The organism is Bowmanella denitrificans (genome assembly GCF_039522935.1).
In the GTDB taxonomy this organism is placed as follows: Bacteria; Pseudomonadota; Gammaproteobacteria; order Enterobacterales; family Alteromonadaceae; genus Bowmanella; species Bowmanella denitrificans.
On sequence record NZ_BAAAEI010000006.1, the window covers coordinates 196430 to 218621 of the forward strand.

The 22192-nt window shown below is 50.0% G+C and carries 22 protein-coding genes; 16 read left to right on the forward strand and 6 right to left on the reverse strand.

What is annotated here, in order from left to right; genetic code table 11:
- Positions 1-65: 65 nt before the first annotated feature.
- From modC to modA, 3 genes are read right to left on the reverse strand one after another with little or no spacing between them, the layout of a single operon-like run.
- Positions 66-1127, reverse strand: a complete 1062-nt coding sequence (gene modC, locus ABD028_RS03855; RefSeq protein ID WP_343841976.1) for a molybdenum ABC transporter ATP-binding protein — start codon at positions 1125-1127, stop codon at positions 66-68.
- Positions 1120-1809 carry a molybdate ABC transporter permease subunit gene (modB, locus tag ABD028_RS03860; protein WP_343841979.1) on the reverse strand — a complete coding sequence of 230 codons (690 nt, stop codon included), beginning with the start codon at positions 1807-1809 and terminating at the stop codon, positions 1120-1122. Before modB ends, modC begins: the two co-directional genes overlap by 8 nt.
- Entirely contained in the window at positions 1809-2552 is a 744-nt protein-coding gene (gene modA, locus ABD028_RS03865; RefSeq protein WP_343841982.1) for a molybdate ABC transporter substrate-binding protein, read from the reverse strand. The genes modB and modA overlap by 1 nt, the downstream gene beginning before the upstream one ends.
- Positions 2553-2744: 192 nt before the next feature.
- Here modA and ABD028_RS03870 point away from each other — a divergent pair, with 192 nt between their 5' ends.
- Positions 2745-4325 (forward strand): inorganic phosphate transporter, encoded by a 1581-nt coding sequence (locus tag ABD028_RS03870; RefSeq protein ID WP_343841984.1) that lies wholly within the window; start codon positions 2745-2747, stop codon positions 4323-4325.
- A gap of 268 nt (positions 4326-4593) precedes the next feature.
- The gene (locus tag ABD028_RS03875) at positions 4594-7128 is read left to right on the forward strand and encodes a TonB-dependent receptor plug domain-containing protein (protein WP_343841987.1); all 2535 of its coding nucleotides are present in this window, start codon (positions 4594-4596) and stop codon (positions 7126-7128) included.
- A gap of 40 nt (positions 7129-7168) precedes the next feature.
- Here the strand turns inward: ABD028_RS03875 and ABD028_RS03880 are convergent, their stop codons facing one another.
- Positions 7169-7534 (reverse strand): DUF1428 domain-containing protein, encoded by a 366-nt coding sequence (locus ABD028_RS03880; RefSeq protein ID WP_102795435.1) that lies wholly within the window; start codon positions 7532-7534, stop codon positions 7169-7171.
- 156 nt (positions 7535-7690) lie between these two features.
- Positions 7691-9193: a dipeptidase gene (locus tag ABD028_RS03885; RefSeq protein WP_343841991.1), complete on the reverse strand. Its 1503-nt coding sequence runs from the start codon at positions 9191-9193 to the stop codon at positions 7691-7693.
- 177 nt (positions 9194-9370) lie between these two features.
- On the opposite strand from ABD028_RS03885, the gene ABD028_RS03890 reads away from it, so the two are divergent.
- The 3 genes from ABD028_RS03890 to ABD028_RS03900 all read left to right on the forward strand — a co-directional run bounded on the left by ABD028_RS03890 (position 9371) and on the right by ABD028_RS03900 (position 11998).
- Positions 9371-9736 carry a YbaN family protein gene (locus tag ABD028_RS03890; protein WP_343841994.1) on the forward strand — a complete coding sequence of 122 codons (366 nt, stop codon included), beginning with the start codon at positions 9371-9373 and terminating at the stop codon, positions 9734-9736.
- 90 nt (positions 9737-9826) lie between these two features.
- The gene (locus tag ABD028_RS03895) at positions 9827-10267 is read left to right on the forward strand and encodes a hemerythrin domain-containing protein (RefSeq protein ID WP_343841996.1); all 441 of its coding nucleotides are present in this window, start codon (positions 9827-9829) and stop codon (positions 10265-10267) included.
- A 159-nt stretch (positions 10268-10426) separates the two neighbouring features.
- Positions 10427-11998: a cation:proton antiporter domain-containing protein gene (locus ABD028_RS03900; protein ID WP_343844014.1), complete on the forward strand. Its 1572-nt coding sequence runs from the start codon at positions 10427-10429 to the stop codon at positions 11996-11998.
- Positions 11999-12025: 27 nt separating this feature from the next.
- Here ABD028_RS03900 and ABD028_RS03905 read toward each other — a convergent pair whose 3' ends face one another.
- Complete coding sequence (locus ABD028_RS03905) at positions 12026-12475, reverse strand: hypothetical protein (protein ID WP_343841999.1); 450 nt, start codon at positions 12473-12475, stop codon at positions 12026-12028.
- 251 nt (positions 12476-12726) lie between these two features.
- On the opposite strand from ABD028_RS03905, the gene ccoN reads away from it, so the two are divergent.
- From ccoN to ABD028_RS03960, 11 genes are all read left to right on the forward strand, one after another.
- A complete protein-coding gene (gene ccoN / locus ABD028_RS03910; RefSeq protein ID WP_102795440.1) occupies positions 12727-14154 on the forward strand; it encodes a cytochrome-c oxidase, cbb3-type subunit I in 1428 nt (475 codons plus the stop codon).
- Positions 14155-14166: 12 nt separating this feature from the next.
- Positions 14167-14772, forward strand: coding sequence for a cytochrome-c oxidase, cbb3-type subunit II (gene ccoO, locus ABD028_RS03915; RefSeq protein ID WP_343842003.1), 606 nt, complete (start codon positions 14167-14169; stop codon positions 14770-14772).
- Between the two features lies 1 nt (position 14773).
- Positions 14774-14959: a cbb3-type cytochrome oxidase subunit 3 gene (locus tag ABD028_RS03920; RefSeq protein WP_102795441.1), complete on the forward strand. Its 186-nt coding sequence runs from the start codon at positions 14774-14776 to the stop codon at positions 14957-14959.
- Entirely contained in the window at positions 14952-15905 is a 954-nt protein-coding gene (gene ccoP / locus ABD028_RS03925; RefSeq protein WP_343842006.1) for a cytochrome-c oxidase, cbb3-type subunit III, read from the forward strand. The genes ABD028_RS03920 and ccoP overlap by 8 nt, the downstream gene beginning before the upstream one ends.
- A 182-nt stretch (positions 15906-16087) precedes the next feature.
- Positions 16088-16576 (forward strand): FixH family protein, encoded by a 489-nt coding sequence (locus tag ABD028_RS03930; protein WP_343842008.1) that lies wholly within the window; start codon positions 16088-16090, stop codon positions 16574-16576.
- Between the two features lie 3 nt (positions 16577-16579).
- Positions 16580-18964: a heavy metal translocating P-type ATPase gene (locus ABD028_RS03935; RefSeq protein ID WP_425542056.1), complete on the forward strand. Its 2385-nt coding sequence runs from the start codon at positions 16580-16582 to the stop codon at positions 18962-18964.
- Positions 18964-19137 carry a cbb3-type cytochrome oxidase assembly protein CcoS gene (gene ccoS / locus ABD028_RS03940; RefSeq protein WP_102795445.1) on the forward strand — a complete coding sequence of 58 codons (174 nt, stop codon included), beginning with the start codon at positions 18964-18966 and terminating at the stop codon, positions 19135-19137. The genes ABD028_RS03935 and ccoS overlap by 1 nt, the downstream gene beginning before the upstream one ends.
- Entirely contained in the window at positions 19130-19804 is a 675-nt protein-coding gene (locus tag ABD028_RS03945; protein ID WP_343842015.1) for a sulfite exporter TauE/SafE family protein, read from the forward strand. Before ccoS ends, ABD028_RS03945 begins: the two co-directional genes overlap by 8 nt.
- An 83-nt stretch (positions 19805-19887) precedes the next feature.
- Positions 19888-20613, forward strand: coding sequence for a fumarate/nitrate reduction transcriptional regulator Fnr (gene fnr, locus ABD028_RS03950; protein ID WP_343842018.1), 726 nt, complete (start codon positions 19888-19890; stop codon positions 20611-20613).
- 100 nt (positions 20614-20713) lie between these two features.
- Complete coding sequence (gene uspE, locus ABD028_RS03955; protein ID WP_343842021.1) at positions 20714-21649, forward strand: universal stress protein UspE; 936 nt, start codon at positions 20714-20716, stop codon at positions 21647-21649.
- 111 nt (positions 21650-21760) lie between these two features.
- Positions 21761-22123 carry a DUF4112 domain-containing protein gene (locus ABD028_RS03960; protein ID WP_102795449.1) on the forward strand — a complete coding sequence of 121 codons (363 nt, stop codon included), beginning with the start codon at positions 21761-21763 and terminating at the stop codon, positions 22121-22123.
- The last annotated feature ends 69 nt before the right edge of the window (positions 22124-22192 follow it).

Below are 22192 nucleotides of genomic sequence, written 5' to 3' on the forward strand. Positions count from 1 at the left end.
ATAGACCCCGAACCTGGGAAGATCAAATGTAAATGCAATAATTGTCGACAATAGTCGTAGATAGGTTAGCGACTAAGAGCCATAGATTTGATTTGCGCGAACAGCGACTGGCCTACTTGCAGATGCAGGTGCTCTGCCGAGCGCAGGCTGATCTTGGCCAGCAATGCTCCTGCATTGCTGCTAAGTTCAACCATTACTGCATCTTGCACAGTATTAACGCTTTCTACCCGGGCCGGCAGTCGATTGAGAATGCTGGAGTCATTGTGATTACCCAGGCTCAGGCTGATATCCCTGGCCAATATATGCAGGCGCAAAGGCTCTCCTACCTTGAGGCCAGAGTCTGGTAGCCATAAACTGGCCGACTGACTTTGGGCACTGACCAAATGCCACTGTGGATGGGATGCTGTGACCACGGCGTCAAGCACACAAAAAGGTGCATCAGGATCCGCCAGCCCCAGCTGGCGGCTCAGTTCGGCAATACTGCCCTGTGCCTTCAACTTACCCTGTTCCAGCATCAGCACGTAGTCAGCCAGGCGGGTCAGCTCTGCCAGAGAATGGGTGACATAGAGCACCGGAATCGCCAGCTCCTGATGCAAGTTATGCAGATAGGGCAAAAACTCCTGTTTACGTTTTTCGTCCAATGAAGCTAAAGGCTCGTCCATCAGCAATAAGCTGGGATTAACCAATAGTGCCCTGGCAATCGCCACCCGCTGGCGTTCGCCGCCTGACAGCGCATCGGGTAACTGCCTAAGCAGCCCGTCAATGCCCAGCAGTTCGACAATTTGTGGATAGGGTATGCCTGTGCCAGGCCAGGCCCGTTTGCGCGCATAATCCAGATTGCCCTGCACAGTTAAATGAGCAAATAAGCTGGCCTCCTGAAATACATATCCCAATGGCCTTTGATGCACGGCCAGTTTTTGCTTGCCTTGCTGCCAGATTTGTCCGGCTACAGTTAAAGAGGCACCAGCACAAGGCTGAAGACCGGCAATAAAACGCAGCAGGCTGGTTTTACCCGAGCCGGAATGACCGAAAATGCCGGTAATGCCCTTGCCCGGCAACACGCAATCGAGAGCCAGATTGAATTGTTTACTTAATTGCAGATCCAGGCTGATTTCAATCTTATCCATGACCTTTCCTTTGCGTGTTTTGTCTTGAAACTCCCTGTACCAGCAATAACACGATAAATGAAAAGACCAGCATTAATGCAGACAAACTATGGGCCTGACTGTATTGCAGCGCTTCAACATGATCGTAGATTTGTACCGAAACCAGGCGGGTTTCGGCGGGAATATTGCCACCTATCATCAGCACGACACCAAATTCTCCCACCGTATGGGCGAAACCAAGCACGGCGGCGGTAATAAAGCCGGGTCTGGACAGCGGCAATACCACAGTGATAAATCGGTCCCAGGGACTGGCGCGCAAGGTGGCCGCCACTTCCAGAGGGCGCAGACCGATGGCGGTCATGGCGTTGTATAAAGGCTGTACCACAAAAGGCAGGGAGTAAAACACCGAGCCCACCACCAGTCCCCAAAAGGTAAAAGGTAGCAGGCCCAGCCCCAACCACTGGGTAAACTGTCCGATCGGCCCTTGCGGCCCCATCGCTACCAGCAGATAAAAGCCAATAACAGTAGGTGGCAAAACCAAGGGTAGCGCCACTAACGCTGCGACAGGCCGTTTAAACCAACTTGTGGTCTGGCTTAACCACCAGGCGATAGGCGTCCCTATCAATAACAGAATCACTGTCACCGTACTGGCTAGCTTTAAGGTCAGCCAAATGGCCGCTAAATCGTCATTGCTAAGCGGCATTATTGGTCTTGCCCGGGTAACACGTAACCAAATGAGCGGATAATCTGCGCTGCATAGGGTGATTGTAAAAAGGTAAGGAAGGCCTGTGTATCAGCACGCTCATGGGCATTTCTGATCACCACCCTGTCCTGGTATATGGGCGGGTAAAGATGGCTGGGTACCAGCCAGGTATGCTGAGTATCCAGTGCGCCGTTGTGCATCAGTTGTGACAACGCCACAAAGCCAAGTTCGGCATTGCCACTTTGCACAAACTGGTAGGTCTGGGCAATGTTCTCTCCTTGCACCCAACGGGCTTTACTGCTCTGCAGCAAATTGAGCTGGGTTAAAACGCTTACCGCTGCACTGCCATAGGGGGCGAGCCTGGGGTTAGCCAGGGCCAGTTTGCGATACGGGCCGTTTAGAATATTGCCCTGCTGTGGATCCTGCCCGGGTGACCATAACACTAACTTACCTATGGCATAGGTTTGCTGACTTCCTGCTTGCGCGATACCTGCGTCCAGCAGGGCCTGAGGTTTGCTCTGGTCTGCACTGAAAAACAAATGAAAAGGTGCACCGTGGGTGATTTGCGCAACAAATTTGCCGGACGCGCCAAAGGCAAGACTAACCGGATAGCCGCTTTGTTTCTCGAATTCGTCGGCAATGGCCAGCATGGGGGCTGCAAAGTTAGATGCTACCGCCACTTTCAGTGGTTCAGCCTGGGCAGATATAAATATCAGCGCCAGTAACGCCACCAGTGACCTCATATCGTTTCCTTATCTTTTCGCGCTTGGTGTTGAATCTTAGCCTATTGCAATAATCCATTGAAGCTAAAAGGATTTCATGACTCGTCATGGTCACGGGACCTGCAATGTCACATTAATTACACAATGCCTTGTTAGCTTGAGCGCAGTTTACCCCAACTTAAAACGATCGCAGTGAATACCCTGAGTAATGTAATGACAGCGCCGCACTCCGGCAACCAGCTATCCAGGTTGAGCTTGTTCTTTATTGTCCTGATGTTAGTGACGTGCGGCTATTTCCTTTATTGGGGATTAGGCTATACCCACAATAACCACAGCCTGCTATTCGTATTGGCTACGCTATTTGGCCTGTTTATGGCGTTTAATATAGGTGGCAACGATGTAGCAAACTCCTTTGGTACCAGTGTTGGTGCCGGTACCCTGACCATTAAACAGGCCTTGTTTATCGCTGCTATTTTTGAGGTCAGTGGTGCGGTGATTGCTGGCGGTCAGGTAACAGAGACTATCCGCAAAGGCATTGTGGATATGAGTCAATTGCATATGGACCCGATGCAATTTGTTTATATTATGATGTCGGCACTCTTGTCTGCGGCCCTTTGGTTGTTGTTTGCCTCTAAGCGCGGCTATCCGGTCTCTACCACTCACGCCATTATTGGCGGTATTGTCGGTAGTTCTATCACCCTCGGTATTTTAATGAATGGCAGTGATTCTGCCTTTGGGTTGGTGCATTGGGATCAGATTGGTGAAATTGCTATATCCTGGGTGTTGTCTCCCTTGTTAGGTGGGTTGGTTTCCTACCTGTTGTTTGCGGCCATTAAAAAGCATGTACTGCATTACAATGATGAAGCAGAAAGCCAGCTGAAACGCATAAAAAAAGAAAAAAAGAAGCTAAAAGCCCAGCATAAGCAGGCATTTGAACGCCTAAGTGAAATTCAGCAGATTGCCTATACCGGTGCCATGGCGCGTGATGCTCATGTGTATGTTGAGGGTGACTTTGGCCCTGATGATCTGGAATCTGACTATTACCGCAGCTTGCATGAAATTGACCAGAAGAAGCAGGAAGTCGGCGCACACCGAGCCCTGGAACACTGGGTGCCACTGATTGCCGCGTTGGGGGCCATGGTGATTTCTGCCATGCTGCTGTTTAAAGGCCTGAAGCATATGAATCTGGGCCTGACAACACTGCATAACTATCTGATTATGATGATGATTGGCGCCGCAGTATGGATGGCAACCTTTATCTTTGCCAAAACCCTGAAGGGCAGTTCACTGTCTCAGTCAACTTACTTAATGTTCAGTTGGATGCAGGTTTTTACCGCGTCAGGTTTTGCCTTCAGCCACGGCTCCAATGATATTGCCAATGCCATTGGCCCTTTTGCCGCCATATTAGATGTACTGCGTACCGGTGAAGTGGGCGCCACGGCGGCAGTACCCACGGTGGCCATGGTAGCCTTTGGTATCGCCCTGATTGTCGGCCTATGGTTTATTGGCAAAGAAGTGATCCAAACCGTAGGCCACAACCTGACGCAGATGCACCCTGCTTCGGGTTTTTCTGCGGAGTTGGCCGCCGCAGCCGTGGTGATGGTGGCCTCTTTAATGGGATTACCCGTCTCCAGTACCCACATACTGATTGGTGCGGTATTAGGCATAGGCCTGGTTAATAAGCAAACTAACTGGGATTTGATGAAACCCATTGGCCTGGCCTGGATCATCACCCTGCCCGCTGCGGCACTGCTGAGTGCCGCCTGTTTTATGGTGCTACGCGCCACATTTTAGTCTTTGCAAGTGACGCCGGCCGTAAAGCCGGCGTTCTTTATTCCAGCCGTTTGTCGCAGCCTTTCTGCTTTTCATATCAATACATTGTTGGTTGCTGGCGCAACGTCAATGGCGTTGCCTAAGCTCAAACTGACCTTCTCGTTTATATTGGTTATATATTTATCGATATTGATTCCTTTAAGGAATATAAAATTAAAATCAGAACTTGGACCCGTTATAAGGTCCTGGCTAAAGTGCGGTGGCACACACAAACACGCAGGAGCGACACATGCAATTAAACAAACTTGCTTTTACCCTTAGCCGTCAGCTTGGCACCGGACTGCTTGCGTTGCCTTTGATTACCATCAGCAGCACTGTTGCCTTTGCGCAGGATGGTGCCAATGAGCAACTTGAACAGATTATCATCACAGGTACCAGACGCAGTGACAGAACCGTGGCACAAAGCAATGTGCCCATTGATATTCTGGATGCCGATCAACTGACCTCTTCCGGCCAATTGGAAATCAGTCAGCTTCTGACCAATCTGGCCCCCAGTTTTAATTATCCCCATGCCACTGTTACCGATGGAACTGACCATGCCCGTCCTGCGGTACTGCGAGGTCTCGCGCCGGATCATACCTTGGTGCTGATTAATGGTAAGCGCCGCCATGCCGGTGCGCTGCTAAACCTCAATGGTTCGGTTGGCCGTGGTTCCAGCGCAGTGGATATGAATATGATCCCGGCCGCCGCCATCAAGCGCATTGAGATCCTGCGCGATGGCGCCGCATCACAATACGGCTCTGACGCTATTGCCGGCGTGATTAACATTGTCCTCAAAGACAGTGATGATGAAGGCACCGTTGCCCTGACCTTTGGTCAGCACGATACACAAATGGCCGGGGTACCGCAGTTGACGGGCGTCACCGGTGACGCGGCAGGGAATCTGCAGTTTAGTACTGGTGAGGACAGAAAACGCAGTGACGGTGAGACCTGGAACCTGTCGGTCAATAAAGGTTTAAGCATCAGTGACGAAGGTTTTATCAATCTGACTTATGAGTATCGTGACCGTGAGCCCACCAACCGTTCCGGCTTCGATCCCCGCCGCCAGTATCCTTTGCAGGCCAGCGGTTTACTCGACCCAAGAGAGCTGGAATTTGACCGTTACAATCACCGGTTTGGCAAGGCTGCTCTTGAAGAGCACAGCCTGATCCTAAATGGTGGTTATGCGCTTGGCGAGGTGGAGCTGTATGGCTATGCCAGCTATGGGGTGCGGGATGGCGAAAGCGGTGGTTTTTACCGACGGGCCAGTGATAGTCGTAATGTACCTGCCATCTATCCTGATGGCTTTTTACCCTACATTGTTTCAGATATTGAAGACCTGGGTGGTACTCTGGGGGCCAAAGGCCTGGCAGGCGAATGGCAATGGGATGTGAGCCTGACGCATGGTTGGGACAGTTTCAATTTTAATGTGGAAAACAGTCTGAATACCTCAATGGGTAATGCCAGCCCGACCACATTTGACGCTGGCACCCTTGAATATGCGCAATCGCTGCTGAATCTGGATCTGTCCCGCTATTACACACCAAGCTGGCTTCCCGACAGCCTGCTTGTGGCGGTGGGCGCCGAATACCGGCGGGAAAACTACCAGATAAAAGCCGGTGAACTGGCATCCTATCTGACGGTGCTGGATGAGCAGGGCAATCCGGTGGCGGCCGGTGGCTCACAGGTGTTCCCTGGTTTTTCCCCCATCAGCGCTACCGATCGCAGCCGCCACAACTGGTCACTGTATGTGGATCTGGATACCAATCTGACCGAGCAATGGAATATTGCCCTGGCCGCTCGCTATGAAGATTACAGCGATTTTGGTTCAGATGTGAGTGGCAAACTGGCCAGTCGCTACCAGTTGACTGACGGCTTGGCGATTCGCGCCTCAATCAGCAACGGCTTCCGTGCTCCCAGCCTGGCGCAATCAGCCTTTACCACCGTCAGTACGCAGTTTGTTAACGGCGTGCCCTTTGAAGTTGGCACCTATACCGCGGACCATCCCGCCGCCTTAGCTTTAGGCTCGCAGCCTTTGCAGGAAGAGCAGTCCCTGAGCCGCTCCATTGGTTTGACCTATCAGGCAGGCGGATTGAGCCTGACGTTGGATTGGTATCGCATCAATATTGACGATCGTATTGTGTTAAGTGAAAGCCTGAGCGGCCCGGCGGTAGTGCAAATTCTTAACGACGCCGGTATCAGCGGAGTGCAACAAGTGCGCTATTTCACTAATGCCATAGACACTCGCACCCAGGGTGTCGACCTGACTGCCAGTTATAACCTGCCGCTGCATGAGTATGGCAGTCTGAATCTGACCGCCGCCTATAACCGTAACGACACAGATGTGGAACGCATTGCCGCCAACCCGCCAGAGTTGGATGCATTGGATCCGGACCAATACACCTTATTTGGCCGCCTGGAAACCAAACGCTTTGAGCTTGGTACGCCAGACTCCAAGCTCAACCTGTCAGCCACCTGGCAGTATGACAGAAGCAAAGTGACCTTGCGCGCGGTACGCTATGGAGAGGTGGTCGATGCCGGCAGCACAGCAGCAAATGACGAAGTGCTGGATGCTAAATGGATTACTGATCTGGATGTGGCCTATGAGCTGACGGAGCAGTGGCAAGTATCTGTGGGTGCCAACAACCTGTTTGATCAGTATCCCAGAGATACCATCAGCACTATGGGGCAAACGGACTTTAATCAGATCTTCCCCTACTCCGGTTTTTCCGCTTACAGCATTGATGGGCGCTACTGGTACGCCAAGGCACAGTATCGATTCTGACAAAGATAAGGAGCGCATTGGCGCTCCTTTTTATTCGGCGCTAAGGCAGTTGCACCAAAGGCGCAAATCCCCCCCAGAACATACGCATGGCATCAAAGGGCATATCTTTGGGATTCATCATGTCGCTTAACCTTGGGTCGGCCATCACCTGCTCGTTGATTCTGTCCCTGTCCTGCCGTGAGGCATAGGTGATCCAGGCAAACACCACGATTTCATCGTCTTTTAAGTCTACCGCCTGAGGAAACGAAGTCACCTTACCGGGTTTGACGTCCTCCGCCACCCATTCACGATATTCCAGCGCACCATATTCTATCCAGACGTCACCGGCCTTTTGCGCCAATTGTCGGTAACTGTCCAGCTTGCTTTTAGGTACGGGCAATACGAATCCATCAACATAATTCGCCATCGGGTTTTCTCCTGTTTTGCAGAATAAAGCGATAATCGTCCTGTGACGATAATATATAGTCGCTACGCCCGGTATCGTTTCGACAACTGCCTGCAAAATGTGCCGAATAGCAAAAGGGTCAACACATGTTGACCCTTTATATAGTGATTTTGCTGATTATGGCGTCTTTCCAGCCAGTTCCACCATTACCGCCGTGTACATTTGCAGATTCAAACGAAATTGTGCGCGGCTGATAAATTCATGCTCTGAGTGACCGGTGTATTCCACCCCTGGCATAGACGGCCCGAAACTGACCGCATTCGGAAATAAACGGGAATTTGTACCGCCGCCTATGGCGATGGGCTCAGGGTTTTGGATGCCGGTATAATGGGAAAAAACCGCCAGCAGTGTATCAATATGCGGCGCACCGGTTTGTACAAAGGGTTCACCTATATAGTTATGCCGGGCTGCCAGGGTGACACCACTGGCTATCTGCCAGGCATCCAGCGCCTGATTAATCTCAACATCAAGCTGTTCAGCGGTCTTGCCGCGGGGGCGACGAATGTTGATATTGAGCTGCACACCATCATCCACTCCTTTAATCACCGTCGGGGAAACCGTCATTGGCCCCATAAAATCATCTGCATACGCAATATCACCAAACTTGTCACCATATAGCCCGGTTCCCAACTGGTCATTGATAAAGTTCACCAGCGAGCCGGCAGCGTTATTTGGCCAGCGCTGACCATTAAGCAAGGCGGCCAGATAGGAAATCGCATTCACACCATCATCGGGTTTTGATGAATGAGCGGATTTTCCTTTGGCCTGAATCCGTAAAACATTCCCATGCTGGTCAAATTGGAACTGCATGTTGTTGTATTGTTTAGCCTGGCTCTTTAGCTGCGCGACCAAGGCATTATCTGCATGTTGGATCACCACCGTGGCATCTTCGGGGATTTGACTACCAAAGAAACCACCGGAAAACTCAGACAAATAGGGCTGTGCAGTATCAATGAGCTGATCAGCAAAGGTCATGCTCAGGGTGCCGTAGCCTTTTTCTGCGGTCACAACCGGGTATTCTGCATCTATCGTGATATTCAGATCCGGCAGGCTGTTGGCTTTAACAAATTCCTGTAGAGGTCCCCAATCCGACTCCTCAGCCATATATACATAAAGTTCAATCCGCCGGTTCAGCGCAATGCCTTTGTCTTTAATCGCTTTCATAGCGTACAACGCGGTGGAAATGGGGCCCTTGTCATCTTCTGTACCACGACCAATCAAGCGCCCTGGCTCGCTGGTTTCATCCAGTTCAAAGGGAGACCGTGTCCATTTTGATGGGTCGACGGGCTGAATATCACCATGTGTAATTACACCTAATCGTTTTTCTGCTTCACCGAGCGCAATCACCACCACATAGCCATGATCCTGAAAATCCAAGCCTAATCTGTGGGCCTGCCTGGCCAGCTCAGCTTTAAATGCCTGATGGGCTGGATTATCCAAAGCCGGCAGCCCTTCTACCGCCACGGTATTGTGCTTAACCAACTCGCGCAGGCTGTCGACCATAGCAACTTCATATGTTTCTACTGCATAAGCTGCAATCTGCTGGGCACGCATATCCGGTGTTTGGGCAAAAATCACAGAGGTGAACAGCAAAGGGATGGCAGCCAGTGACCTGCGCATAGTTATCTCCAGTACATAAAGGGCCTTCAAACTATCAATTTATTTATTTTAAAACAACAAGTTATCAGCGATACCCAGCATCTTTCAGGAAAAGTATTATCTGCTCTGTATTTCCGGCCATTCTGCTATGATGGTGACAATGCAAAATGGATTGAGTAGGTCGGGTTGCGCTGGACGATGAATTTGCTATGGCGGCTATTGGCAGTCGCCTTTGTGGTGATTGGTTTAATCGGTGTGGTAGTGCCAGGCCTGCCTACTGTGGTCTTTTTGCTGATTGCTGCCTGGTGTGCGGGTAAAGGTTGGCCTGCTCTTGAAATTTGGCTACTGAACCATCCTCGCTATGGCTTGCCTATCCGCAATTGGCGCCAGTTCGGGTCCGTACCGCGAAAAGCCAAAGTGTTGGCTACTGTGATGATTTCCTGCAGTGCTCTGTTACTTTGGTTTTTTTCACTTCACCTGTACCTAAACGTGGCCATTAGTATTGTGCTGGTAGCAGTAATGTTGTGGTTATGGTCACGCCCTGAGCTGTCCCTGGACAGATAAGTCAGCTTCTCTCTTTCATTTGATTTAGATTAAATCTTGGCAGGCATGCTTCGGATATTCTGACACTCCCTGGTGTTTGGAGCCCGACACATGAACAAATTCATTACCCGTTACTTCAGCGCCAATCAGCAGCGGCTGGAGCTACTGTATATCGGCTTTCGCAAATACAAGCGCAGCAGCCCAGAGCATGCTCAAAGGCTGTTTAAACTGTTTAGCCATGATTTGGCCCAGCATATGCAGTGGGATCAGAATCTGATATTTCCATTGTTGCAGGCATTTGGCGAATCTCCATTGGATGAGCTGATCCATAAAGCCAGGGCCGAACAACAAAAAATCCGCCAACAGGTAGACGCTGTAGAGCACTTGCTACGAAAAGGACAGGAAAGCCATGACGATGAACAGCGGCTGGAGTATTTGCTATCAGACCACTTTGAAAATCAGGAATTTGACTTGTACCCGGCTTGTGACCGTTTATTTGATACCGACACCGTCACCAGATTAACAGAAAGTTTGTCTTCGTCACCGCGCTAGGGGCTCAAATATATACGCGCCTGCTCTGCCGCTGAGCGGGTTCACTACCAAGCTTGATAACACTTATTTGTGGCCTCAATCACAATACAAGCTTTTGATTATCAAGGCTTACCTCTATTATTCTATGGCTTGTTTGTTGAACTGACGGATTTTCTGCTGATGGATTTTATCTGGGTATTATTTGCCTTCGTTTGTGGCCTGGGCGTGAAGATGTTCAATCTGCCGCCACTAATAGGTTTTCTGGCGGCTGGCTTTTTACTGAATTTTATGGGTATTCGTCCCGCCGAGAGCTTGGAAACCCTGGCAAATCTTGGCATTACCCTGATGCTGTTTACCATTGGTTTAAAGCTGAACATTAAAGACTTGCTTAAACGGGAAGTCTGGGTGGGAACCGGCGTACATATGTTGGTGTGGTCCAGTTTGCTTGGCGCTTTGTTAATTGCTCTGGGTAGTCTGTCTTTAGCTTATTTTGCCGTACTTGATTGGCAGACCGCCGCCCTGCTTGGTTTTGCGCTGAGTTTTTCCAGTACCGTGTGTATTGTCAAGTTGCTGGAAGAAGCCGGTGAAATGAAAACGCGTCACGGTAAACTGGCCATCGGCGTATTGGTAATGCAGGATATTCTGGCGGTGTTATTTCTGGTGCTTGCCACCGGCAAAACGCCGTCGGTTTATGCCTTTGGCTTATTTGCGCTGCTGTGGGTAAAGCCGCTTTTGAAGCGCCTGGTACAGTTATCCGGACACGGAGAGTTACTGCCGCTGACCGGCTTCTTTTTGGCCTTAGGTGGCTATGAGTTGTTTAACCTGGTGGGAATAAAAGGCGACTTGGGAGCCCTGGTCATGGGGATCCTGATGAGCAATCATGTCAAGGCTGCCGAGCTGAATAAGGCCTTGATGAGCTTTAAGGATCTGTTCCTGATCGGCTTTTTCTTATCAATTGGCTTTACAGCGCTGCCGGATATACAGATGGTGGGGCTGGCACTGCTGTTATGCCTGCTGTTACCGGTAAAGTTCCTGATGTTCTTCTTTTTGTTTGCCAGTTTGCGTTTGCGCGGACGAACTTCTTACCTGGCCGGATTGGCGCTGAGTAACTTCAGTGAGTTCGGATTGATTGTGGTAGCACTCTGTGTGGAATCCAGCTGGCTGAGTAAAGAATGGCTGGTGATTCTGGCTCTGGCGGTGTCTTTTTCCTTTATTCTGACCAGTGTTATCTATCGCTATGCGCACTCGGGATACAGCCGTTATCAGCAACTTATCAAGCGCTACGAAAAATCCAGGCGCTTACCCGAAGATGTTTATCAGCAACCAGAAAATGCCCAGGTGCTGGTGGTGGGTATGGGCCGGGTCGGAAAAGGAGCCTTTTTAGCGCTACGGGATGTTTTGGGCAATAAGGTTTGGGGTATGGATGCCGACCGGGATCGTATCGAACGACAAAAATCCCTGAATTTACAGGTTATTCTGGGTGACGGTGAGGATGCAGACCTATGGGATAATATGGATTTTTCCAGCGTTGAGCTGATTCTGCTGGCCTTGCCCTCCACCGAGGATATCCGTCATATCCATGATCAATTGCGCAAAGCCGGTTATCGCGCTCAATTAGCGGCCATTGCCCGATATGAGGATGAACGGCTGGAATTACTTCGCTATGGTATCGATCACGTCTTTAACTTCTATACCGAAGCGGGTACCGGCTTTGCTGAGGAAAGCTTATTGCTACTGGATAAACCTGCTTAAAATCGTAGCTATCTATGGGGCAACTTGTCAGCGGCTGTGGGTATAAAAATCCCACTGCCGATGCAAGGCCTGGCCATCATCCCGTTTCAGGTTAAGCACCAGTCGCCAGTGCATTTGCGGTTCTGTGCAACTCCCCAGGAAGCTGACAGCTTGGTGATGCCTACCTTCAATATGCTCAACGATGACAGGAATACGCCCCATAAACATATTCACGCCCTCAATATGAGCGGCCTGGAACGTTACCCCTGCGGGGAGCAGAATGGAAATATCAAGCTCTTCTTCAAGAGGAATTGGTTTAGGCATGATACTGATTTTGCCATCCTCTTCATCCAGCGAGATAGCGCAGTCTTGTTTATCCAACTCACAAACCGATGCGGATTGTTCGCCGAAGTCTGAACGCCCCAACCAGGCGGCCATCAATAGGATGATGGCCAGGAATAACAGACTAAACAACCAGTTATGGGAAGTATTGGGCAAATCAGGGCTCTTTTACCAACGTGACTGGGCGGCCAGTGTGAATCATTGACCAGGATCAATCAAGCAGCGTTTAGGCTATCTTTTACGGTGCAAAAACCTTATCATTCGCGCCCGAAGCCCCGCCAAATATAAGTTGTGTATCAAGCCTTTATCGGTGATGAATTAACAACCTTGTACTGGCGGTTTCGGGTTTTTTACCTATGTTTAACGGGTAATAAAACATTCCAACGAGCAGCGGAAGAACCAAGACGATGAGTGAAACCAGTCGAGCACATCCCGAATACAATTATAAAGTAGTGCGACAATTCGCCGTCATGACGGTGATTTGGGGAATTGTCGGCATGTCAGTGGGCGTATTGATCGCCTCACAATTAATCTGGCCAGAGATGAATTTTAATACACCCTGGCTTACCTACTCGCGATTAAGACCATTGCACACCAATGCGGTAATTTTCGCATTTGGTGGCTGCGCTCTGTTCGCCACATCTTATTACGTAGTACAGCGCACCTGTCAGGTGAAGTTGTTCAGTGACAAACTGGCAGCCTTTACCTTCTGGGGCTGGCAGGCCGTTATTGTGGCCGCCGCGATCAGCCTGCCGCTGGGCTTGACTTCTTCCAAGGAATACGCGGAACTGGAGTGGCCCATCGACATCCTGATTACCCTGGTATGGGTGGCGTATGCGATTAACTTTTTCGGCACTATGGTGATCCGAAAGACCTCGCATATCTATGTGGCAAACTGGTTCTTCGGCGCCTTTATCCTGACAGTTGCGGTACTGCACATCGCCAACAGCATGGCGATTCCGGTCTCTTTCACTAAGTCATACAGCTTGTATGCCGGTGCAGTGGATGCCATGGTGCAGTGGTGGTATGGCCACAACGCGGTTGGTTTCTTCCTGACGGCAGGTTTCCTCGGCATGATGTACTACTTTGTACCTAAGCAAGCCGGTCGCCCCGTTTATTCTTATCGCTTATCTGTGATTCACTTCTGGGCATTGATCTCCCTGTACATCTGGGCTGGTCCGCACCACTTGCACTACACTGCTCTGCCAGACTGGGCGCAGTCTGTGGGTATGGTGATGTCTGTGATTCTGTTTGTTCCCAGTTGGGGCGGCATGATCAACGGTATCATGACCCTGTCAGGTGCCTGGCATAAACTGCGTACCGACCCCATCCTGCGCTTCCTGATCGTGTCGCTGTCATTCTATGGCATGTCCACATTCGAAGGCCCAATGATGGCAATCAAAACGGTTAACGCCCTGTCCCACTACACCGACTGGACAGTGGGCCACGTGCACTCCGGCGCCCTGGGTTGGGTGGCAATGGTGTCTATCGGCTCAATCTACCACCTGATCCCAATTCTGTTTGGTCAACCTAAGATGTACAGCACCAAGCTGGTGAACGTGCATTTCTGGCTGGCAACCATCGGCGTGGTGCTATATATCGTTGCCATGTGGATCTCTGGTGTTATGCAAGGCCTGATGTGGCGTGCGGTGAACACTGACGGCACTCTGACTTATACCTTTATTGAAAGTATTGAAGCCTCTAAGCCGTTCTACTTTGTGCGCTTCCTGGGCGGTGTCTTCGTCGTTACAGGTATGCTGATTATGGCCTACAACTGCTATCGCACCATCCGTGCGCCTAAAGGCAGTTTGCAGGCAGAAGCACAACCGGCATAAGGGAAGCAGTAAATGAAAAACGTACATGAAATAGTCGAAAAAAATACCGGCTTGATGGCGATCCTGATTCTGGTGGTTATCAGCTTCGGGGCCCTGGTGGAAATCAGTCCATTGATGTTCCAACGTCAGACCACTGAGCCGGTTGAAGGGTTGAAACCTTATACTGCCCTGCAATTGGAAGGCCGTGATATTTATATCCGTGAAGGTTGCGTGGGCTGCCACAGTCAGATGATTCGTCCGTTTCGCTCCGAGACTGAGCGCTATGGTCACTACTCTGTGGCAGGCGAAACAGTCTGGGAACACCCATTCCTGTGGGGATCGAAACGTACAGGCCCGGATTTGGCCCGTGTTGGTGGTCGCTACAGTGATGAATGGCACCGAGTCCATCTGACCGATCCCCGTGCAGTGGTACCAGAGTCAAACATGCCCGCATTCCCGTGGCTGGCAGAAAACACCCTGGATGGCAAACTGACCGCCAAGAAGATGGAAGTCTTCCGCGATTTCGGTGTGCCCTATACGGATGAAGATATCGCTGGCGCTCAGGCTGCCGTGAAAGGTAAAACCGAAATGGAAGCCTTGATCGCGTATCTGCAGTCCCTGGGTACGGCACTGAAATAACATGGACCATGTAACAGTTAATATCATCTGGACGTTGGCCATATTAGTCATATTTATTGCCATCGTGCTGTGGGCTTACAGTAAGCGCAGCCAAAAAGGCTTTGAAGAAGCGGCAAACCTGGTGTTTGACGACGAGAAGCCAAAAGCCGAGGCAAACAAAAAGCGGGAGTCATCTAACAATGAGTAGCTTTTGGAGTATCTGGGTCTCCGTTATTACCCTGGGGACCATTCTGGGCTGTTTCCTTCTGTTGCGTTGGTGCTTGAAAAACAAGACCGGTGTGGAAGAAGGCGACGATATGCATCACGAGTTCGACGGTATTGTTGAAATCAACAATCCATTGCCTCGCTGGTGGACCATTATGTTTTACGCCACTATTGTTTGGGGTGTGATTTACCTGGCTCTGTATCCTGGTCTGGGTAATTTCGCCGGCCTGCTTGGCTGGGAAAGTTCTAACCAGAACATTCGCAGCCTGGCAGAATCCAAGCAGGCACATGCTGAAGATCTGGCCAATGGCAACCTGAATGAATACAGTCGTTCCATTGCCGCAGCCGAAGAGCGTTTCGGTCCTATCTTCGAAGCCTATGCTAAGCGTAGCGTTGAAGATTTGGCCACTGACCCTGAAGCGCTTAAAGTTGGTCAGCGCCTGTTTCTGCAAAACTGTTCGCAGTGCCATGGCTCGGATGCCCGTGGTCAGCGTGGCTTCCCTAACCTGACAGACAATGACTGGTTGTATGGTGGTAGCCCGGCGCAAATCAAAGAAACGCTGAGAAACGGACGCATTGCCGCCATGCCAGCCTGGATTGATTCGATGGGCGAACAAGGTGTAAAAGAAGTAGTGGCTTATGCGCTGTCTTTGAGTGGCCGCAAGGTTGACCCGGTTCTGGCTGAAGCCGGTGAGAGCCGCTTTGCTATGTGCGCGGCCTGTCATGGTCAGGACGGCAAAGGTAACTATGCCTTTGGTGCGCCGAATCTGACAGACAATATCTGGTTGTACGGTGGAAGCGAAATGGCTGTAACCGAAACCGTGACCCACGGCAGAAACGGCGTAATGCCAGCCTGGAAGGATATTCTTGGTGAGAACAAGATCCATCTGGTAACGGCTTACGTGTATAGCTTGTCGCAAGAACAGTAATTCATCGCAAATTTGTGCCAAAGCCCTGCTTATGCAGGGCTTTTTTGTATGCCAAGGGCAGCATTTTTTAGCTGACAAGGGTAAAATGCCACTTTTATTGACCTGGCGCATGATCAACATGGCCACGGACCCTAAACTGGCACCGCGTTTTTGCAGTACAGCCTGGACTATTTAGAGACGTTATGAGTCAAACACCTCCTCCCTGGTATAAACAATTCTGGCCCTGGTTCCTTATTGCCATTCCCGTTACGTCTATCATACTCAGCACCAAAATGCTGATGCTGGCTTTAGGCGGCGAGGACAGCATGGTGATTGATGACTACTACAAGGAAGGCAAAGGCATCAATATGAATCTGGAGAAAATCCAGCACGCCAGGGATTTAGGTATAGACATACGCCTGCAATTCAGCGATGAAAGCTTGCGTTTGGAATTTGTGCAGGGTGCCCCCAACACCGGTGCGGCTTTGTCGATGCACTTTCAGCACCCTACCCTGGCAGATAAAGATTTTAATTTGTTGCTCACGCAAAATGCGGCCGGGGTATTCAGCGCGCCGCTGGCACATCCACTGGAAGGTAAATGGAAGTTAACCCTGGAGCCGTTTGACAAGCAATGGCGTATTTTACAGGATGTAGGACTGCCTCAAGCTTCGCCTATTATTTTTCGCCCCTAATTAATGCAGGCACTGTCGTTGATCTGTTTTCACTGTCATCAGCAGGTAACGGAAATCGGCCGTTACCAGACCCGTATATTGGACGAGATGCAACCTATGTGTTGCCCCGGTTGTCAGGCAGTTGCAGAGGCCATTGTAGCCAACGGCCTGGAAGACTATTACCGCTTTCGCACTGAACCTGCAGAAAAAGCCGACAGTATGCCCGATGACTTGTTGGAGAAACTGCGACTTTTTGACCAGCCAGAATTGCAGGAAGAGTTTGTCATTCATCAGGGCAAAACCAATCAGGTACAATTAAGCCTGGATGGTATCAGCTGTGCTGCTTGTGCCTGGCTTATCGAAAAGAAACTGGCCAGGCTGGCCGGTATTAAGCAGATTGCTGTGAATGTCAGTGCCAGACGAGCCATTGTCAGTTGGTATCCGCAACAAGTGGCGCTGAGCGAGATTATTAATGCCATTGAAAAAATAGGTTATCACGCTCAGCCCTTTCACCCCCAGCAGCAGGAAGAAAACTTTAAAAACACCGACCGAGCTTATCTGAAACGTATCGGCCTGGCGGGCTTAATGACCATGCAGGTCATGATGATTGCCATTGCATTGTATTTCGGTCTATTCGGCAATCTGGATGAGGACATCCGCGAGTTTATGCACTGGATAAGCCTGGGGCTTTCCATACCCGTCGTGTTTTATTCAGGGGCGGTCTTCTATCAGGGCGCCTGGCGGGCCCTGCGCAGCGGCGGTGTGAATATGGATGTGCCGGTCAGTATTGCCATTTGGGTGTTGTTTATTGCCAGTGCCAAGGCCACCGTTCTTGCCCGGGGCGAAGTGTTTTTTGAATCTGTGTGCATGTTTATCTTTCTGCTGCTTATCAGCCGTTTTCTGGAGCACCGGGCAAGACACAAAGCCGCGCAAATCTCTGCCAATATGAGCAAATATATCCCGGTCACTGCCACCCTGGTAGAACAAGGTAACACCCGGGATATACTGGCCAAACTACTTAAAACGGATCAGACCGTACTGGTTAAACCTGGTGAAACGATTCCGGTGGATGGCCAGGTGCTGGATGGTCATAGCCATGTTGACGAATCCATGCTGACCGGTGAGTTTGAGCCGGTGACTAAAACACCAGGGAGCGAAGTGTATGGCGGCGCACTGAATCAGAGCGGCACATTAACCATAAGGGTATTAAGGCCACTTAAAGAAGCCATGGTAAACCAGATCCTGCGCTTGCAGGACGAAGCGCTGCTGAATAAGCCAGCTATTGCGCAATTAGCAGACCGAATTTCCAGCTATTTTGTACTGGCGGTATTGCTGATCTCTGCCCTCACCTTCTGGTTCTGGCACGCGCAAGGCAATGCCAATGCGTTTTGGATTATGGCATCTGTGCTGGTCGCCACCTGCCCTTGTGCTTTGGGGCTTGCCACGCCTTCGGCCCTGACCAGTGCCATGGCCAGATTAAATCGCCAGGGGGTTTTATTAAAACGCGCAGATTTATTAGAGGCCCTATGTGAAATAGATACCCTGGCTTTTGATAAAACCGGGACTCTCACCGAGGGGAAATTCAGTTTGCAGCAGACCATTAATCTGTCGGCGCACAGTGACGAAATGTTGCTACGTTTAGCCGCCGCGCTGGAAAGCTATTCTGAGCACCCATTGGCTAAAGCTTTTGCCCCTTACGCCGGAACGTTAGCCGAAAACGTGCAGGTCATGCCTGGCTTTGGCCTGATCGGCTGGATTGATGGTCAGGAATACCGGATTGGTAGCCAGCACCTTATGTCTCACCCAGTGCCGGATAGTCTGAGTGCATGTAATGTGTTGCTGGCCGACCGAAATGGCATTTTGGCGGGCTTTGTCTTGACCGACCAGATTCGCCCCGATGCTGCTGCGATGCTAAAGCAACTCAACCACTATCAACATTGCATTATCAGTGGCGACAATCAGCAAAATGTTAGCAAAATTGGCCAGGCATTGCAGATTGATAGGTTATATAGTCAGTGCAAACCAGAGCAGAAACTCAAAAAGATGCAGGAATTACAGCATCAGGGACAGCATGTACTGATGATGGGGGATGGCATTAATGACGCCCCAGTGCTGGCCGCTGCACAGGTTTCAGTAGCCGTTGGTGGTGCGACCGAGTTAGCTAAAAATGCCGCTGATGTTATTTTAATTAAGCCTTCTTTGACCCTGTTACCGGTGTTATTCAATATGGCTAAACGCAGCAGGGCCAAGATAAAGCAGAACATGGCCTGGGCATTGGGTTATAACCTGTTGGTGCTGCCACTGGCCGTTTGCGGTTATTTAACCCCTTGGTTGGGGGTAGTTGGTATGTCGCTAAGCTCTATTATTGTGGTAGCCAATTCTGTTCGACTACTTAAGGCCGATTCCTAATGGGCATTTTATATATCCTTATTCCCCTTGCGATTGTGATTGTCACTATCGCCATCGTGATTTTTTTCTGGGCAGTAAAGTCCGGACAGTTTGACGACCTGGAACGTCAGGGCCACAACATTCTGTTCGATGATGACAAACCCTCGGGCGGGGATAAAAACCAGCGTGACTGATCTGACGCTGCTTTCTGCACTTCTTATTGGTCTGGCAGGCAGTGTGCATTGCGTTGCGATGTGTGGTGGCATTGTCGGTGCACTGAGTTTTTCTATTCCCAAAGATCGTTCCCCTTTGCCTTTTGAGCTGGCCTACCATAGCGGTAGACTTGCCAGTTACAGCCTGGCTGGGGCGATAACCGGGGGGCTTGGTCAGCTTTTCAGCCATCAGATTGCGGGCGGCATGGCTATTTTGAATTTGCTCAGTGGCTTGTTTCTGCTGGCCCTGGCGCTGTATATCGGCAATTGGTGGCGCGGCTTGTCTTGGTTAGAAAAACAGGGAGCTAAGTTGTGGCGACCGGTTGCACCGCTGTCTAAACGCTTTATTCCGTTTAAAAGTCCGGCATGGGCGCTGCCTTATGGATTGATCTGGGGGTGGTTGCCCTGTGGTTTAGTGTATTCCAGTTTAACCTGGAGCCTGGCAGCCGGCAGCGTCCATCAGGGCGCACTGTTGATGCTGATGTTCGGGCTTGGAACTCTGCCAGCCCTGTTGACCCTGGGGCGTTTTAGTCAACAATTACGGCCTTTACTGGCACATCCGCGTAGCAAACAGATTATTGCGGTGTTGTTAGCGATCAGTGCCCTGTGGCTGCTTTTATCGCCCTATGTGATGGCAGTTGAAGCCTGACCCTGAAGTTAGTTGATTTCGCTTACACCTATGCCAAAAAATGCTAAGCTAGCCATCTGTCTGGCCATTTATCTATAGCCACAATGAATCAACACCGCGAATGTACCATCAGTTGTCAGAATTGCAGCATCAGTCAGTTGTGTTTGCCTTTTACTCTGAATGAGAAGGAACTGGATAAACTCGACAATATTATTCAGCGTAAGCGGCCATTTCAGAAAAATGAACGATTGTTCCAGTCCGGGGATAAGTTAAACAGCTTGTTCGCGGTGCGCTCCGGCTCTTTTAAGAGTTTCGTATTGGCCTCTGACGGAGAAGAGCAAATTACCGCTTTCCATTTACCAGGGGATATCATTGGGTTTGATGCTATTCACAACCAACAACATAAAAGCTTCGCGCAGGCGCTGGAAACCTCGATGGTATGTGAAATCCCCTTCCAAACCATGGAAGCCTTGTCTGGCGATTTACCGAGGCTGAGACAACAGATAATGCGCTTGATGAGCAATGAAATCCTTGCAGATCAAGATATGTTTATGTTGCTTAACAAACGCACCGCTAACCAACGACTGGCGCATTTTTTGGCGCATCTGGGTGACCGTTACCATCAACGCGGCTTTTCCGGCAGCCAGTTCCGTCTCAGTATGACCCGTGCGGAAATTGGAAATTACCTGGGTTTAACCGTAGAAACCATCAGCCGCCTGCTAACCAAGTTTCAAAAGCAGGGCCTGATAAAAGTAGATGGCAAATTTATTACCCTGGTACAACCTGCTCAGCTTAAGGAAGTGCAGGACAGTTCCGCGACGACTAGTTAAAAACTTTCCCCTTCGGACTTGATCTAACGCAATCATACTGATTGGATAGAAATGTAGTTTGTACATAGACTAAACACATTGGATCTGCCGGAGGAGATGGATGATTAATTATAAAAAATTGCTGGTCGTCATTGACCCTACCACTGAACAACAGAAAGCTTTAAAAAGAGCGGTACTGATAGCGGGTAAAACCGGCGCAAGCATTACTGCTTTTCTGTCCATTTATGATTTCTCCTACGAAATGACCACTATGCTGTCGGTGGACGAACGCGAAACTATGCGTCAGGCCGTGGTGGACGACAGAACGGAATGGTTGACCGAATTGCTGTCGGAGCAGATAGACGACCCATCATTGGCTGTTGATGCAAAAGTGGTATGGCACAATCGGCCATTTGAAAGCATTATTTATGAAACCATTGAACAGCAGTATGATCTGATCATTAAAGGTACCCATGAACACAGCGGGTTAAAGTCAGTGATCTTTACCCCTACCGACTGGCATTTAATGCGTAAAGCCCCCGTTCCTGTATTGCTGGTGAAAGAACATGACTGGCCTGAACAGGGACAGATACTGGCTGCGGTCAATGTTGGTTCAGTAGACACAGAACATGCTTCGTTGAATCAGAAGGTTACTCACACGGCGTTAGATTTTGCCCGCACCCTCAACGGTCAGGTTAACCTGGTGAATTCTTATCCTGGCACGCCGGTAAATATTGCCATCGAAATTCCTGAATTTGACCCTGCCAGTTTTAATCAATCGGTGAAAAACCACCATATCGATGCGATGAAAACCTTTGCCAGTACGCATGGTATTGATATGACCCATTGTTATGTGCGCGAGGGCTTACCTGAAGATGTGATCCCCACTGTGGCAGAAAAACTGGATGCTGAACTGGTGGTTATTGGTACCGTAGGACGACATGGTATTTCTGCAGCATTGATTGGCAATACCGCTGAACATGTTATCGATATGCTCGATTGCGATGTTCTGACGGTTAAACCTGACGGCTTTGTCAGCCCATTGCAACAAAAGTAAGTTAATCTTCCCTACGGCCCCATTGTTGTATGCACAGCAATGGGGTATCCGATTCCTGCTGCTTGGCAGCGTCAATTTACAGCCCGCTACTCAAGATAGGTTGAAATTAGAATGGCGTCGCAAAATCACCAGCGTTTACTTAAAAGTGCCAGATCCTGGGCCAATTGGAGTGACAGTGCATTCAGCTTATTTGGTATCAGATTCGGCTGGGACTTTATTATAGGACTGATCCCAGGTCTGGGTGACGTTATCAGCGTGCTGATTTCAATGAGACTGTTAATCGTTGCACGCGCACTGGGTGCCCCGCTGCGTTTGCAGCTGCGCATACTGGTGAACTTATTGTTAGACTTTTTTGTCGGTCTGGTACCTATCATTGGGGACGTGCTGGATGTGTTTTTCCGAGCCAATCAGATGAATCTGCGGCTACTGGAGAAATGGTATAACACCAACAGGATTGCCCAATCCAAGATGTAAGCCAAGCATCAGCAGAGCTGTAACTTGTGCGTTATGCAGGTATAATCCCGGCCTCATTGCAGAGGTACC

What these genes read in the sequence shown, in the direction of transcription:
- modC (WP_343841976.1), bottom strand. Translation starts at nt 1,127, where the DNA reads ATGGATAAGATTGAAATCAGCCTGGATCTGCAATTAAGTAAACAATTC.
- modB (WP_343841979.1), bottom strand. Translation starts at nt 1,809, where the DNA reads ATGCCGCTTAGCAATGACGATTTAGCGGCCATTTGGCTGACCTTAAAG.
- modA (WP_343841982.1), bottom strand. Translation starts at nt 2,552, where the DNA reads ATGAGGTCACTGGTGGCGTTACTGGCGCTGATATTTATATCTGCCCAG.
- ABD028_RS03870 (WP_343841984.1), top strand. Translation starts at nt 2,745, where the DNA reads ATGACAGCGCCGCACTCCGGCAACCAGCTATCCAGGTTGAGCTTGTTC.
- ABD028_RS03875 (WP_343841987.1), top strand. Translation starts at nt 4,594, where the DNA reads ATGCAATTAAACAAACTTGCTTTTACCCTTAGCCGTCAGCTTGGCACC.
- ABD028_RS03880 (WP_102795435.1), bottom strand. Translation starts at nt 7,534, where the DNA reads ATGGCGAATTATGTTGATGGATTCGTATTGCCCGTACCTAAAAGCAAG.
- ABD028_RS03885 (WP_343841991.1), bottom strand. Translation starts at nt 9,193, where the DNA reads ATGCGCAGGTCACTGGCTGCCATCCCTTTGCTGTTCACCTCTGTGATT.
- ABD028_RS03890 (WP_343841994.1), top strand. Translation starts at nt 9,371, where the DNA reads ATGAATTTGCTATGGCGGCTATTGGCAGTCGCCTTTGTGGTGATTGGT.
- ABD028_RS03895 (WP_343841996.1), top strand. Translation starts at nt 9,827, where the DNA reads ATGAACAAATTCATTACCCGTTACTTCAGCGCCAATCAGCAGCGGCTG.
- ABD028_RS03900 (WP_343844014.1), top strand. Translation starts at nt 10,427, where the DNA reads ATGGATTTTATCTGGGTATTATTTGCCTTCGTTTGTGGCCTGGGCGTG.
- ccoN (WP_102795440.1), top strand. Translation starts at nt 12,727, where the DNA reads ATGAGTGAAACCAGTCGAGCACATCCCGAATACAATTATAAAGTAGTG.
- ccoO (WP_343842003.1), top strand. Translation starts at nt 14,167, where the DNA reads ATGAAAAACGTACATGAAATAGTCGAAAAAAATACCGGCTTGATGGCG.
- ABD028_RS03920 (WP_102795441.1), top strand. Translation starts at nt 14,774, where the DNA reads ATGGACCATGTAACAGTTAATATCATCTGGACGTTGGCCATATTAGTC.
- ccoP (WP_343842006.1), top strand. Translation starts at nt 14,952, where the DNA reads ATGAGTAGCTTTTGGAGTATCTGGGTCTCCGTTATTACCCTGGGGACC.
- ABD028_RS03930 (WP_343842008.1), top strand. Translation starts at nt 16,088, where the DNA reads ATGAGTCAAACACCTCCTCCCTGGTATAAACAATTCTGGCCCTGGTTC.
- ABD028_RS03935 (WP_425542056.1), top strand. Translation starts at nt 16,580, where the DNA reads ATGCAGGCACTGTCGTTGATCTGTTTTCACTGTCATCAGCAGGTAACG.
- ccoS (WP_102795445.1), top strand. Translation starts at nt 18,964, where the DNA reads ATGGGCATTTTATATATCCTTATTCCCCTTGCGATTGTGATTGTCACT.
- fnr (WP_343842018.1), top strand. Translation starts at nt 19,888, where the DNA reads ATGAATCAACACCGCGAATGTACCATCAGTTGTCAGAATTGCAGCATC.
- uspE (WP_343842021.1), top strand. Translation starts at nt 20,714, where the DNA reads ATGATTAATTATAAAAAATTGCTGGTCGTCATTGACCCTACCACTGAA.
- ABD028_RS03960 (WP_102795449.1), top strand. Translation starts at nt 21,761, where the DNA reads ATGGCGTCGCAAAATCACCAGCGTTTACTTAAAAGTGCCAGATCCTGG.